Source organism: Succinivibrio faecicola (genome assembly GCF_019448115.1).
Classification (GTDB): Bacteria; Pseudomonadota; Gammaproteobacteria; order Enterobacterales; family Succinivibrionaceae; genus Succinivibrio; species Succinivibrio faecicola.
The window spans coordinates 1-827 of record NZ_JAGFNY010000092.1 but is presented as its reverse complement, the minus strand read 5'-3'; the positions used below and the strand labels follow the sequence as shown (position 1 = coordinate 827).

At 34.9% G+C, this 827-nt stretch carries 1 protein-coding gene; it reads right to left on the bottom strand.

The window, feature by feature from the left end:
• Positions 1 to 827 (bottom strand): hypothetical protein (locus J5V48_RS09755; protein WP_219938457.1); only part of this gene is annotated, 827 nt, incomplete at both ends.

Genomic DNA, 827 nt, shown 5'->3' with positions numbered 1-827 from the left:
GCAGGTAATATTTCAATTTTTGTAGAATCATATCTGCCATGATCTCGTTTATTCTGCTTATTAGTAGGTTTCTTTGATTCCCATATTTGGACATTTTTGTGCTGTCGGTTAAAAATAGCTTCTACATGAATTAGAAGCTCTTTATTACCATTTTTTCCTAGTGGAAACATATAAATGCCATTTGCTTTGATTACAGCATTAGATACTGCTGCCTGTGCATTTAAGTCATCGCACATGACTACCATTCCATCAATGGTTATTCTTGACAGAATTGGCAGAATATCGTCTCTTTCATGGTTCTTCTTGTCAGAAATTTCAAAACCTAGAGATATTCTCTGAGTGCAGTTATACAACTGAGTAACAATACCTCCTTTGCACTTTCTTTTACACTCACCTTTGCGGTAGGTACCTTTCATCTCCTGACCATCAAATCCTAAAGTATCTTTGATGTTTTCAGGTCGAGTTGCAATCTTTTCTTTATGGTAGAGGATTTGCTCTTCAATCTGTATTTTGATTTTTGTGAAGTTCTCTTCAAAGAATCTAGAGATTTGTTCAGGTCTTAACATAGACATGGCTACCTGAATCGTACTTACAGAGATCTTACCTCTGTATTTCGGAATTCCTGGAACCATTACAAACAGTTCTAGGTAATGGAGATTGTAATAGTCAGCGATCTCATCACAATCTACAATTCCCTGAACTCTAGTTATGAGTATTAGAAATATCAGTATATCTAATGGATAATGTACTTTATCAGGAGATTTTCTATAGTCACTTACTTTGCTTCTGATATCTTCAATTACAGCATATATTAGTCCAGTAGCTGT